Origin of the sequence: Paramagnetospirillum magneticum AMB-1 (assembly GCF_000009985.1) — a bacterium.
In the GTDB taxonomy this organism is placed as follows: domain Bacteria; phylum Pseudomonadota; class Alphaproteobacteria; order Rhodospirillales; family Magnetospirillaceae; genus Phaeospirillum; species Phaeospirillum magneticum.
Genome location: NC_007626.1, coordinates 2,376,075 through 2,388,352, shown reverse-complemented (window position 1 = coordinate 2,388,352; position 12,278 = coordinate 2,376,075). Strand labels below are relative to the sequence as shown.

The window sequence follows — 12,278 nt, the reverse complement described above, 5'->3', positions numbered from 1 at the left end:
AAATAATAGGCTGTGCTCATAGCCCATTCAATCTGGGAGAGGTATCGGAGATGGCGGGTGACCGTAAAACTCCATCAGGTCGCGAGCGAACTTTTGCTCATGACGAATTGATCGTCAGCAAGACCGATCCCAAAGGACGGCTGACCTACGTCAACGATGTGTTTTTGACAGTCAGCGGCTATGCCGAATCCGAGGTGATGGGGAAACCACATTCGGTCATACGGCATCCCGAAATGCCACGATGCGTCTTCAAACTGCTTTGGGACACCATTGCCGATGGTCGGGAGATATTCGCCTATGTGAACAACATGGCGAAGAATGGTGACAACTACTGGGTATTCGCCCATGTCACCCCGAACTTCGACTCTGCCGGTCAGATCATCGGATATCACTCCAATCGACGGGTGCCCGAGAAGGCCGCATTGGAGACGATCAAGCCGCTTTACTGTTCGCTGATGGAAGAAGAACGCCGCCATCCAGATTCGAAGGTTGGGCTTGAGCGATCATGGAAAATGTTGAACGACGCCGTAGCAACGGCGGGATTTGATAGCTATGACCGATTCATCTTCACCATCACGCCAGAAAATTGATCAGAGGCAGGCACATGGAATCGACTCTCGGCTCATATGCCCGAACCTTATCCCTTGGGATGCTGGTTCCTTCGGCGATCTGCTTACTGGCGGGAACATTCGGGCTGCTTGGTGGTTCGAGCATCGCCCTTTGGGTCGTGATCACGGTATCCCTGATTGGCGTTGTCGGAGGCGTCAAGATCGGTGGTTCTGCTCGACGAATGGCAGGTGATCTGTCCACTGCGATCCACGTGCTCAGCCGGTCCGCCAGTGGTGATCTCAACGCTCGGATTCTGGACGTTCGAGGCAGCGATGGCATTGGAGCCTTGCAACGCAGCATCAACCGTTTGCTGGACCTCGCTGAAGCCTTTGGAAAAGAGGCGTTTGCCGCCGTCGAGTCCGCAAATCATGGTCGGTATTACCGCCGGATCATCACCACGGGTTTGCGTGGCGATTTCGTTCTGTACGCCAAGACCATCAATCACGCTTTGAAGCGAATGGAAGCCAGAGACGCAGAGTTCATCGCCTTTGCCAACAATCAGGTAAAGCCGGTCGTGAACGCCGTGGCTGCCGCAGCGACAGAATTGGAAGCATCTTCGGGGGCCATGTCGGCACAGTCCACCGACACCAGCCACCAAGCCATGACGGTTGCCGCAGCGGCAGAACAAGCCTCGGTCAACGTCCAGGCCGTGGCCTCTGCTGTGGAGGAGTTCTCCGCCTCCATTAAGGAAATCAGTGCCCAGGTCCATCGTGCTGCCGCCGTAGCCTCCGAAGCAGCCGGTGTCGCGTCTCGTACCGATACGACGGTCCATGGCCTCAATGAGGCCGCCGAACGAATTGGTGCCATTGTCAGCTTGATCAATGACATTGCCGCCCAAACCAATCTTCTGGCTCTCAATGCCACAATCGAAGCGGCTCGTGCCGGTGATGCCGGGAAAGGCTTTGCCGTGGTGGCGAATGAGGTCAAAAACTTAGCGAACCAAACGGCCAGAGCAACCGAAGACATCACCTCCCAGGTGGCACATATCCAGCAGGTCGCCGCCGAAGCTATCCAGGCGATTGATGAAATCACTCGAACCGTATCCCAGATCGAGGAAACATCCTCCGCCGTGGCCGGTGCCGTGGAAGAGCAAAATGCGGTCACCGTGGAAATCGCACGTAATGTCGCGGAAGCTGCAACCGGAACGTCCTCGGTTTCCTCAGCGATCATCACGGTTCAAGCGACTGCCGCTGAAGCTACAGAATCCGCTGGTCAGGTAGCTGATGCTGCATCGGAATTGTCTCGGCAGTCTGAAAATCTTAGCCGCGAGGTTGATGGCTTTATCGCCCGAATTGGCGGGCGGTAATCGGCAGAGTTCATGGAGATTTTGCTGAATGACAGAAGAATGCCAGATCGCTGGATGGTCAGACGCTTTCTCTGTCGGGAATGCAGCGATTGACAGCGATCACAAAGCATTCTTTGAAATTGCCAATTTACTCAAGGGCGTCGTTTTCGAGGCAGCGAGCAGCAAGCTCGTAATCGATAGTGCTTTGGCGATGCTCGAAGAATATGTTGCAGGGCACTTTCTCCGTGAAGAAAAGGCCATGGATAAAATTGGCTTTCAACACCTTGACGATCATCGGGCAAAGCACTTTGCCTTCAATCGAAAAATTAATGAGGTGATCAGGCTATATCGTGGCGGAAGCTTGTCAGTTGCGGAGAAACTGCACGGACTTGTCCTTAAGTGGCTTGCAAGTCACATTATGAATGAAGACATGAAATTCAAGTCATTGTTGACTGATGACGACGTTGATCAGAGGCCGCTTGCGTATCTTGCTCTCGACGCTCTTGAGAATGAAGAGCCTGAAAAAGTGGCCATTCCTAATGCCATTGTGCCCGCCAAGATGAAATTAGATTACTCCAAAATAACAGCATTAATTTGCGAGCCAAGCAGCACAATTCGATCTGGAGTACGGTTTACACTAAATGAAATTGGAATTTCAAAAATTGAGGAATCAAATAACTTTATCGCTCTTGATGAAGCGTGCAGGAATGGCGGCTTCCAGATTTTGGTAATGCATACTGTGGTTGATGGAAATGATTCGACGTATTTCATTCGTAAAATTCGCTCTATACAAACAAATAGCGATCCATTCGTATTGACGGTTCTTCTCCTTTCATCAAGAGATGAAGTGGCGGTACGTAGTGCCATGTCTTCAGGAACTGATTCTGTGCTTCTTATTCCATTTTCATCCGGCCAATTGCGAGATCAGATTATTGGGCATGTAGAAAGGCGGAAGCCATTTATCGTCACCCAAGATTATATTGGTCCAGAACGCCGAAATGAAAGCCGTCCTGGTTGTGCCTCGGCCCCACAAATCATAGTCCCGAATCCGGTCGAGGCGTTAGGACGTGGCATTCCGATGGAACAGTACGAACCCAAAAAAAATGAAGCCATTAAACATATTGTTAATTACCGTTTGAAAAGCCTTGCCGGAGCCATAATTTTTGAATGTAACTCTTTAGCGGCTGGCATACGTGACGGATTGGCTACAAATGAAAGCACTTTTAGAAGCTTAACAAAGCTTGAAAATATTGCCGATGAGTTGGCGGAGAAAATTCGAAAATTTTCTGGAGCCAAATCATACTCAGTTGAAACCTTCCGAGATAGATGTCGGGAATTGAAGGGTGGGGTGGACAAAATCGCCTACGCTGATGTGGAGGAACTTTCAGCATCTGGCAAGAAGGTGTCAGAAAGCTATGTGTCACGCTGAATTATTAAAATACGACTGGAATAAATAAGAATGGCAATCGTAGCATCGTCCTCATTTGATGTTAATGCACTCGTCGCCATCGAAAATACAGCGACAAGAAAGCTTATTGTTTCTGTGATGCGTGAGTGTGGCTTTGTCGTTCAGGAAGAAACAAAAGATATCAGTCACACGATGCTACACCTTGAGCACGGAAACGCATCAAACATAAATATCATCCTGTGCGATAAGCTTGGTGGAACTGGGCATTTAAAGATTCTGAAGCACGTACGTTGGGGAGAAGGGCAGCCCCCTCAATCCCTTCCCGTCATCGCCCTGGATAACCAGTGGACCGCCGATGAGCTAATCGCGGCAAGAGACGGGGGCATATCCGCTTCGCTCACCCTACCCATAACCCGACATTCGCTTCAAATGGCGATCACGGCTGCAATGACTACGCAGAAGGCTTTTATTTCTTCTCCGGCCTTCCATGGGCCGGACAGACGCTCTGCGATTATGAAGGGCTACAAAGGGCCGTTTAGACGGGCGGATGATACCCTGACCCGCCGTCAAGAAGGCTCCCCTGTGATTGCTCCTTCCGCAGATCAGCGGCAGGTCAAGCTGCGAGGTAAGCCCCGAGAGGCAATAGCCCCTTCATCTTCGGTCGATATGAAGGCTGAAATTGGTTGGTCTACGGCGATTGCCACTGGCCGGGACGACATCGATGATCAACACCGCAAAATTATCGATTTCCTGAAAATACTCGGGGCAACTTCAAGTGCGGAGTATGAAAATAAGGCCGTCGATGACGTCATCGATGGGCTTTCAGATTATGTAAAAATGCATTTTAAACACGAGGAGTCTCTTATGGACTCCTTTGATTATGATGAAAGAGATAAGCACAAACGTATTCATGCGGGCTTCGTTGAGAAGCTTGACGGAATCAATCGCGACGACCTTCATAATGGCAGCGGAGGCGAGAAACTTTTCTTTTTAATATATAACTGGCTCGTCACGCATATTGTTAGCATTGACCGCATCATGATCGCCAAGATGAATGGCGAATATGATGATGGCATTGGCAGCGAGACTGTGCACAAGCAAACTGGCATCGTGATAGAAAATGCGTATGAGCTAGCCGCAAGAATTATGAACGTTAACCTCCAGACAAGTTCTACTGCTGACGAACGTCATAAAAAAAGAATACTGTATGATATTTCGAAATCAACAGAGAGATTGATTAATCTTATGGAGCTTGCGGATTCTCGTGTACAGGTGAGTGGATGCTCTAATTTCCAGCTTAAACGGTTGGGCGAGATACGGCACGCACTGACGAAAAGTGCGGATTCTCTGGCCGTGACGGCTGCAAAAAAAATCATACGGCTTTGCGGTGATATTTTGTCCGGCAAGCAGGGCATCCCCCTTGGAATCGGGGACATCTTGCGGCGGCAAATGGGCCGGGTGGCAAGCTTGACTGCGGTAATCGGTGGATTGGACGCTATGAGTTCCACCGCAAAGTCCGCAGCAATCGAGGCAAACGAGGTAGCCGGGAAAATCTTGGAAATGGAACTCGGATCAGCCGCGTCTTTGCGAGACTTTGATATTGTCGAAAAATAGCATGCCCCAGAAGAAACTCGTATCGAGACGTTCCAAAATATGTGCTCGCGAGATTGTGGTAATGTTGCGGGTCAATATTGCCGGAATGCTCATGGCTCCATATCTGCTTTGGGTCGGCTTTGCATCGGCTTTAAATATTGGGTTCTGGAGCCTAAATTAATAACTTTTTGCAAATGAAAGTTCTTGTTATGAACTCATCAGCCATTGCTCCAATAGGTTTGTTGGTAATATCCAATGTTTTTATGACTTTTGCGTGGTATGGGCATTTGAAATTTACAGATAGAGCCATGTGGATCGCTATTGTAGTTAGCTGGCTTATCGCATTTGTGGAGTATTGCTTTGCAGTTCCTGCGAACAGAATCGGCCATGGAACCTATTCGACCGCAGAGCTAAAAACGATGCAGGAGGTTATTACCCTCACCGTGTTTGCCGGATTCTCCGTCTTGTACCTGGGGGAGCGACTGACCATAAATCATGCCATCGGCTTTGCCCTGATCTGTGCAGGTGCGTTCTTTGTATTCAAGAGTCCAATCCAGGTGTAATTCGGATGCATATAATAACACGAAAACTTCGTTGAACGCTCCCACTCCGACGAAGAATGGACCGCCCATGTCGGTTTCTCGGACATGCAGTTGTGTTTGAAGTGATCCGAGGTAATGGCGTCCGTTTTTGCTGCGGTCCATTCAATTCCTGCTGCGTTCAACCCAGCCGGGGTCTTCCGGATATTTTTCCAGCAATTTCGACATCCGACTGATCGCAAAATTTGCGATATCCTCACAATGCTGGATAAGCGACCCATTGTTTTTCACATATCGCATGTCGCGGAATGCAACCTGTGCATAGGTCAAAATGTCTCGCGATTCAGACATCACGATTCCATGAGAAATGTATCCAAATGACGGTGAAAACCATAGGTCGTGGTCATTTAGCCATTGTATTGATATTTCGGCATACTGACTGATCTTTCTCTCCAGACTTGAGCAGTATTCACCACGATCATGCAGGTTCATGCCATTGCCGTCCCGTCCAAGTACGGATTCTTTTTCCCGGTGCCAGTATCCTGGGGTGTTGATCTCGTCGTATGTGATGGGCGGCGGCGATGGCTCCGAGCCGAGGGAGTAATAATTCGGCAGGTTCGGATCACGCTGATAGATCGGCGGAGGAGCGGCCTTAATCACACCGGCAACACCTTTGTCCGTCATATAGAAGACGCCTTCCTGTGCATTTGCGGCAAATGTCGCAGTTAACAGCAAGCAGACTGATAGCAGCATGACTTGCGAACGCATAATGCCCTCCAAGCAATCTGATGTATGTGCTTGTTACAATATAACCACATAAATACATAGTATCAATATATGCGGGGTAAGCTATGCGATTGAATGATTTTACTATTTCACCGGAAGATGCCGTTTCTGTTGCTCCGGGACGATTGCCGCCGGTTTATGATGAAAACCTCGTTAGATTTGAGGTGATGGCCGTCCTTGACCTACTCCGAGGTGCTTTACATGATGCTCAACGTCTTCTCGACTTGATTGACCGAGTTCCAACATCGCGTTTGTGACCGTCAATCGCAGCAACCATCCGTCCTTCAGCACGAAGAATCCGGTCTGCGAATTTTACGATGAGCCTGTTTGGCATCGCTCCGGGCCGTAGCTCCATGATCAGGTCCATGGCTTCTGCCGCAGGTAGGTGCAGGCATGCCAGTAAGAATCCGGCGGCTGTCGAGCGAGATATTCCTGCCCAGCAATGGCATAAAATTCGGCCACCGCTGGGTATCTCTCGACCAAAATCAATGATGGTCTGAGCATGGTCCACGCTGGGGTGTTCGTTCCGTCCCTGTCGATCAAGTGACTTTCCAACCACTCCCCCCATCGCGTGTAAGTCATAAAATCTGAGACTCAGCACCTTGATCGATCCAGGGAAGACCAATGGATCGTCATGGTCATCGCCGGGGTCCAAAATTGAGATGATGTGAGTTGGGCCGAAGGCTTCCAACTCGTCACCAAGCTCATCCAGCCCGCAGATGGTCATTGCGAAGGGCAATTTTGTCTTGGTCATGATGCTCCCTCCCAGGATGTGGGCGGGAACAATATCAGGTTTGAATGTGTCGGCCAATTTGGGCGGTCAAAATAAATTCACATCCATGAAGGTATTCGCTGCTGGGATAAATACACCTGCAACAGCAGGAGTCGTTCATGCGAAAATTAGAAGAGATATATAAAGAGTTTCATTCGTTGGGAATTGTAACTTCGGGTCGCGATTTTGGTGAATGGTTAAACAGAAGCCAGAGCTACTTGAGTAGTTCAAAATCGAGAAGCCGTCGAATATCAACCGAAGCACTTTTGGCATTGGTTTCGAATGTGACTGAGGTAATTGATTCGACCAATGAAGCTGCGGTTCTTTGTTCCGATGAAATTCAGATCAAGGAACTGCAAGAAGGTGTCAAGGCACTTAAGATTCTTGAGAATGAAGCATGGACCGAAATCTGGCGTCGGGTGAGGTGATGTGGCAGGAGGGGGAACCTCCTGCCACACCACATTCATGATCACGCTGCTTCCGGCGTTAGATTGGTTTCTGAATCAACCTTGGTCCGACGCCAGACCCAACGCATCTTTGCCCCCATTCGCATGACAATCCCTCCTGGCTTGGTGGTTAGGGTTTTGAGGCGGGTTGATTCGCCGTTGAAATCCATTGCCATCAAATCCACCTCGATCCGACCAGGGCTGGGGATCGACATAACCAAATAAGGTACGCACGCCGTATCGCCGCGACCAAGCAAGGTCCATTGTCCACATCGCCCCTTTTCCTTGGTGATAACCGGACTGAAATATGTTCTGGCTTCAAGGCGGATTGCTTTTGTGTATATTTTGTATATATCAACAAACGATGCCTTGGATTTGTAGGTTCCGTCTATCAGCTTGTTGAGGTCATCGTAGCTGCTGAATTTGACGGTGTACTCAGTGCCGTCAATTTCGATATGTCCGCTAAACTGATACCGCGAACTGAATGCCAATGATTTATGTCCTTTTTTCGGGATATCTCTTGGTTCTTCCCGAAATACGCAAAAATAGTCGAGTTCATACATGATTGTGATGTGTCCTTTGTTTCTGGTTATCTCCTGAGTTAGTCTATATTGTTGACTAAAAAGTTGGACTTAGTCTATGTTGGTATCCAATATAGACTAAGTCGCACTCCAGCTAATCACAGATTAGCCACATTCAACACGGACAACTCACTCCTTTCGTCTGTCCAAGACCAAGACGCCTGCGGCGTCATGACAAAATGAACAACTCATTTCCTTCGTTGGTCCCAAAACCAAGACGCCTTCGGCGTCATCATGGATTTCAACTCATGTGGTTCAGGTCCAACACCGACAACTCGTTCCCTTCGTTCGTCACAACACCACCCTGCCCCCGGCAGGGGATCAGATCGACTACGCCTATGGCGGCTCATGCCGTTTCATATGGAGTAGCCGAAGGCGTTTCATGGCCTCGACGAAGCCATTTTCGAATCGGCTAACATGAATCGGCAATTTGTTTGTTATTTGCTGATGGCAAGTAGTCCAATGAATATCCATCTTATGAACATCATGATGCATGGCTGATTAATCCAGACATTTACTGAACGTGGATTGTTATCATCTCAATGTGACGCTAAATGCGGTCACCTGTCAGACCTAACAATCTCCAGCGAAGTCCAGCACTGATGCGTCAATGCAGCAACGCATCGCCGTATGTCTGTATGTGTGATTTGATTAGTTGGCATCATGTGGCCGTGCGGCCATATCATGAAATATATTAATGCCGCTATATTGGCCTTTATTAATTACGGCCTTATCATGCTTTCAAGGTTAACGTATGGAGGCTATTATGTTGCAGCTTAAGTTTTCCGACGAAAAGAAGATTCTGGTTTCCGAAGCCCGGAAAAAGACCCCCCGGCAGGTTGTGCTGGATGGCATCCAGAATCAGGTCGAACTGCTGAAGAATCCCGGCTTCACCGTCGAACGGGTTCGCTATTCCAAGGGTGCCGAAAACGGCAACACGCGGCAGAGCATCAGTCGTCCGCCCCAGGCTTGGTTCTGGAAGTCGGCCAACGACGGCACCCTGCTGCTGGAAATCAGGTATGGTCGCACCGTGGTTGAACTCCAGGGACAGGGGATGGCCAACACCGTGATTGCGGGCAAGACCAACGCCGATGCAATCAAAGTGCTGGAGCAGATCGCTACTGCCGTGAAGGCCGGGGAACTCGATGAACCTCTGGAGGCTGCCCGCATCAAGGCAAAGCACCGCCGCCACAAGGTCGAGTAACAGATCATCATCGGATCGCGATACCGGGGCAGGTTGGTGATCAACCTGCCCCGAATGATTCCGACGACCTCGTACTGCGGTGATCAGATCAAGTTGACCAGCCGCCGCTGCGAATCCGAATCGGACTCGATGTAACGGGCCGTCATCGCCAGACTGCGATGTCCTGCAAGTTGTTGGACATCACGCAAAGAACCACCGGCCTGTCCAACCTTTCGGGCCGCGTTGGTGACGAACGTCCGTCGTCCACTATGCGATGAGCATCCCAGAAATCCGAGGCGATCATAAAGGCGGGAGAACCACGCGACGACGGTGTTCGCCGTCATCCCTATACCGCGTTCCGAAAAAATTACGGGATGGTCTGGACTGCGAATTCCCCTGACCATGCAGTTCGACCAGTGCCGACCTTAATTCGCGGTTTATTGGGATCGAACGGCCAGACGACCTTTTGGTGGCTTTATCCTCCAGGTGGATCATGTCGCCCACTTCGCCGGTAGCGGTCAGCAGCATCGACCATGTGATCATGGCGATTTCTTTGGCCCTCATCCCGGCCTTGGCCGACAACAAGAACATGACCCGATCACGGAAGCCATGACGGGTTGATCCGAGGTGAAGCAAAACTGTCGAGATTTGGGTCGCTGTAAGAACCTTCGCCTGCTTGCCTGCCATGATCGCCAACTCATCATAAAATTAAAGCAGTAGATAACTTTAAAACGAGTATAGCATCCGCGAATAAATCGGCCAAGGCCACCCCATTGAAAAATATGCAGTAAACAGCAACTCATCATGAAATACCTATTTCATGGCGAGTTTGCATTCTGTCGATATCGCGATGCATTGGAACATGCGGTCATCATCATTAACCGCCAACTCGATGGTCCCGTGGGGCATGTAATGTATATCTGCTATCGTTCTATTATGGTCCGATCATGGGTGGGGACTGCTACGCTCATGCCGCGACGAAGAAGTTGTCCATCCGTCTTTTGGGTGGAGCAAAATTTTGATACCGTGGTGTTGGTCAAGGGCGGATAGACCACCCAAATGGGACGTGCGTGTTCAATTTGTCATCCATCACAATGCCGCCTCAAAATTTCCTTGAGACCGCACCATTATGGAGTGGTGAGATGTCGCATCCCAGAAACCAGCCGTATCCGGCTCACCTTCTTGACTTTTCAATATTAGTTGTTGAGGACTGTGCCACAACTAATAAAATTATTCACAAGCTTTTATTGGCGAATTCATTTAGCAATATATTATCCGTAAGTAGCGGTGAAGAAGCTATTGAGCTTTTAAATAGCATGGAGAGATTGCCAGATATAATTCTTTCTGACTGGTCAATGGGAAATGTTGATGGTTTGCAGTTGCTCGAGTTTGTTAGAAATATGACGCCGCATTGTATTTTTATAATGGTAACAGTCCAGGACTGCCCAGAGGCAATTATGCTCGCAAAAGCCCATCATGTTGATGGATACATTGTGAAACCTGTGACGAGGCGAAAGTTGATTGATGAAATAGAGTTGACCATTTCAAGGCTATCAATCGAACATGACTAAATGACCTGTGGCTGATGTTTCCCATCCGGCGTCATGCTCCATCTCGACGTGACTGTTTAATCAGGCGACCTGGATCATCTGGTCATCGTCGCGATGCCATGAACAACTGAATCGACGACCCAATGGGGTCATGCCTACTGCGTCGGCCAGGTTATGGGAAAACACCAATAGCTCGGCCCCGACCTTGCCGGTGCCGTATGCCCAACTGGCCGACACCATGGCGAAACCCTCATAGAGCCGTCGGACAGTTTCGTCGTTGTTGTAAGAGAGCAACCAGCATCCTGGTCGCGACCGAAGAACATCAGCGAGTCGAACGTGATCGAAGTTCCGGTGGGCATCACCTTTGATTCCATAGAGGTTGGATTTTTCGGGGGGCAGGAGGTAGGGCGGATCAAGGTAGGCAAAGGCATCAGGGTGCCACGATAGGCTGGTTGAGAAGTCGGCCTGCTGGATGCTGATATTGGGGATCGTGGTTCGTGCCAATTTGTTGATACAGGATGTGGTGAATCTTTCCCCAGAGTAGCCCCCTGAAAATGTCAGACCAGAATATGAAGCCCGATTGAGTGCGAAGTAGGCACCAGCCTGCATCACCGGGTCGGGGATGGAGAAGTACGTTTTCTGAAGCTGGTAGAAACCATCCCGATCCAATGGATGATATTGGCGGGCAGCATCGGCGACAGCACCTGCATCAATCCCAATCTGCTGCCAGCAGTTCACCAGTGGTTCAAACAGATCGTATCCATGCACTCGGATGCCGCGTTGACCCAGGTCCAGTTCGACGGCACCACCCCCGAGGAAGGGAGAGCAAACTTCATCCACGTCATCAGGGATGAAGGAAATAATTGTCTGCTTGCCTCTCTCTTTGCCACCTGGATATCGAAAAATTGCCATCAAATGTCACCATCAAACTGGTATTTATCAGTTTGATGGCGTGATTCTGTTTTTAAACCGCGTGAATGCCACGCATGAAAAAACCCCGGCGAATTTCTCCGCCGGGGCTAATTTGTGAATTGGCCAATTACTTCTTTTTGCGGCCGATACCTTTTTTCTCGGCGACCACTTTATCAATTTCGGAACGTTCGTAGATCAACTTGACCAACTTTTCGTCGCCGCCATTGGCCGCATCGATGATGCCCTGATAGATACCCTTCAGATCGGCAAGGTTTGCAGCCTCAAACCATTCGGTTCCATCGACCGACAACGGTGACCGCAAAATCTTGAATTTGTAGGCATCTCCAGACTTCACGAACCAAGCGGTGCGGGAATTGATCTCACCACCGTCAATGGCAGCCTGAACCATTTCCTGCTGCTCACGCACCTTCTTGACGAACCGGGTGACTGGGGTGCTTTTGGACGCCACAGGCACGCGGGTCGGGGCCGGTGCTGCTTTCAGTTTGTCGAGAAACGACATGTATCAAGCTCCATTAAGTTACCCGTGTGGCTCATGTAGCCACAGTTAATTTGCTGCTGGCATCATATCGCGGCGGGTTCAAGCGGGCAATCTT

Annotated in this window: 16 protein-coding genes; 9 read left to right on the top strand and 7 right to left on the bottom strand. The window is 49.7% G+C overall.

What is annotated here, in order from left to right; genetic code table 11:
• Window positions 1–50: 50 nt before the first annotated feature.
• From AMB_RS11115 to AMB_RS11100, 6 genes are read left to right on the top strand one after another with little or no spacing between them, the layout of a single operon-like run.
• Window positions 51–590, top strand: coding sequence for a PAS domain-containing protein (locus AMB_RS11115; RefSeq protein WP_043744246.1), 540 nt, complete (start codon window positions 51–53; stop codon window positions 588–590).
• 14 nt (window positions 591–604) lie between these two features.
• A complete protein-coding gene (locus AMB_RS11110) occupies window positions 605–1,915 on the top strand; it encodes a methyl-accepting chemotaxis protein (RefSeq protein ID WP_011384595.1) in 1,311 nt (436 codons plus the stop codon).
• A gap of 28 nt (window positions 1,916–1,943) precedes the next feature.
• Complete coding sequence (locus AMB_RS24515; RefSeq protein ID WP_083763511.1) at window positions 1,944–3,323, top strand: bacteriohemerythrin; 1,380 nt, start codon at window positions 1,944–1,946, stop codon at window positions 3,321–3,323.
• 30 nt (window positions 3,324–3,353) lie between these two features.
• Window positions 3,354–4,916, top strand: a complete 1,563-nt coding sequence (locus AMB_RS26425) for a hemerythrin family protein (protein WP_231849052.1) — start codon at window positions 3,354–3,356, stop codon at window positions 4,914–4,916.
• Between the two features lies 1 nt (window position 4,917).
• Window positions 4,918–5,076 (top strand): tryptophan-rich sensory protein, encoded by a 159-nt coding sequence (locus AMB_RS27000; RefSeq protein ID WP_407636037.1) that lies wholly within the window; start codon window positions 4,918–4,920, stop codon window positions 5,074–5,076.
• A 13-nt stretch (window positions 5,077–5,089) separates the two neighbouring features.
• Complete coding sequence (locus AMB_RS11100; protein WP_197531991.1) at window positions 5,090–5,458, top strand: DMT family protein; 369 nt, start codon at window positions 5,090–5,092, stop codon at window positions 5,456–5,458.
• A 141-nt stretch (window positions 5,459–5,599) separates the two neighbouring features.
• Here AMB_RS11100 and AMB_RS24500 read toward each other — a convergent pair whose 3' ends face one another.
• Together AMB_RS24500 and AMB_RS24495 are read right to left on the bottom strand one after the other, a co-directional pair.
• On the bottom strand, window positions 5,600–6,202 hold the full coding sequence (locus tag AMB_RS24500) for a hypothetical protein (RefSeq protein WP_083763510.1): 603 nt from the start codon (window positions 6,200–6,202) through the stop codon (window positions 5,600–5,602).
• A 226-nt stretch (window positions 6,203–6,428) separates the two neighbouring features.
• Window positions 6,429–6,974, bottom strand: a complete 546-nt coding sequence (locus AMB_RS24495; RefSeq protein WP_083763601.1) for a tyrosine phosphatase family protein — start codon at window positions 6,972–6,974, stop codon at window positions 6,429–6,431.
• A 137-nt stretch (window positions 6,975–7,111) separates the two neighbouring features.
• Here AMB_RS24495 and AMB_RS25235 point away from each other — a divergent pair, with 137 nt between their 5' ends.
• Window positions 7,112–7,420, top strand: a complete 309-nt coding sequence (locus AMB_RS25235; RefSeq protein ID WP_148207347.1) for a DUF6626 family protein — start codon at window positions 7,112–7,114, stop codon at window positions 7,418–7,420.
• Window positions 7,421–7,461: 41 nt separating this feature from the next.
• Here AMB_RS25235 and AMB_RS11095 read toward each other — a convergent pair whose 3' ends face one another.
• Complete coding sequence (locus AMB_RS11095) at window positions 7,462–8,001, bottom strand: hypothetical protein (RefSeq protein ID WP_148207392.1); 540 nt, start codon at window positions 7,999–8,001, stop codon at window positions 7,462–7,464.
• Window positions 8,002–8,785: 784 nt separating this feature from the next.
• Between AMB_RS11095 and AMB_RS11090 the strand changes: the two genes are divergently transcribed.
• Window positions 8,786–9,223 (top strand): hypothetical protein, encoded by a 438-nt coding sequence (locus tag AMB_RS11090; RefSeq protein WP_148207391.1) that lies wholly within the window; start codon window positions 8,786–8,788, stop codon window positions 9,221–9,223.
• Between the two features lie 83 nt (window positions 9,224–9,306).
• Here AMB_RS11090 and AMB_RS26995 read toward each other — a convergent pair whose 3' ends face one another.
• Both AMB_RS26995 and AMB_RS11085 read right to left on the bottom strand, forming a co-directional pair.
• Window positions 9,307–9,546: a tyrosine-type recombinase/integrase gene (locus AMB_RS26995; protein ID WP_407636036.1), complete on the bottom strand. Its 240-nt coding sequence runs from the start codon at window positions 9,544–9,546 to the stop codon at window positions 9,307–9,309.
• On the bottom strand, window positions 9,503–9,889 hold the full coding sequence (locus tag AMB_RS11085; protein ID WP_011384590.1) for a tyrosine-type recombinase/integrase: 387 nt from the start codon (window positions 9,887–9,889) through the stop codon (window positions 9,503–9,505). The genes AMB_RS26995 and AMB_RS11085 overlap by 44 nt, the downstream gene beginning before the upstream one ends.
• A 455-nt stretch (window positions 9,890–10,344) precedes the next feature.
• On the opposite strand from AMB_RS11085, the gene AMB_RS24490 reads away from it, so the two are divergent.
• A complete protein-coding gene (locus AMB_RS24490; RefSeq protein WP_158303964.1) occupies window positions 10,345–10,773 on the top strand; it encodes a response regulator transcription factor in 429 nt (142 codons plus the stop codon).
• A gap of 60 nt (window positions 10,774–10,833) precedes the next feature.
• On the opposite strand, the gene AMB_RS11080 is transcribed toward AMB_RS24490, so the two are convergent.
• Both AMB_RS11080 and AMB_RS11075 read right to left on the bottom strand, forming a co-directional pair.
• On the bottom strand, window positions 10,834–11,664 hold the full coding sequence (locus AMB_RS11080) for a DNA adenine methylase (protein WP_083763508.1): 831 nt from the start codon (window positions 11,662–11,664) through the stop codon (window positions 10,834–10,836).
• Window positions 11,665–11,791: 127 nt separating this feature from the next.
• Window positions 11,792–12,184, bottom strand: a complete 393-nt coding sequence (locus AMB_RS11075) for a hypothetical protein (protein ID WP_011384589.1) — start codon at window positions 12,182–12,184, stop codon at window positions 11,792–11,794.
• Between the last annotated feature and the right edge of the window lie 94 nt (window positions 12,185–12,278).